The sequence below is a fragment of the Vibrio sp. bablab_jr001 genome, assembly GCF_016464285.1.
GTDB lineage: Bacteria > Pseudomonadota > Gammaproteobacteria > Enterobacterales > Vibrionaceae > Vibrio > Vibrio fluvialis.
The window spans coordinates 1-249 of the sequence record NZ_JACDWZ010000087.1; the positions used below are offsets into that span (position 1 = coordinate 1).

The 249-nt window shown below is 47.0% G+C and carries 1 protein-coding gene; it reads right to left on the reverse strand.

Annotated features, from left to right (window positions below):
* Window positions 1-249, reverse strand: a 249-nt coding sequence (locus tag JIG40_RS13615; protein ID WP_244662675.1) for an EF-Tu/IF-2/RF-3 family GTPase, incomplete at both ends; no start/stop codon positions are given.

The window sequence follows — 249 nt, forward strand, 5'->3', positions numbered from 1 at the left end:
AGACAGTACGTATACTTCTGATTCGAACTTAGTGTGTGGAGTGATTGAACCTGGTTTAGCCAGTACTTGACCACGTTCTACTTCATCACGCTTAGTACCACGTAGTAGTGCACCAACGTTCTCACCTGCACGACCTTCGTCCAGCAGTTTACGGAACATTTCTACACCAGTACATGTAGTGGTTGTAGTCTCGTGGATACCAACGATTGCTACTTCATCACCTACACGTAGGATACCGCGCTCGATACG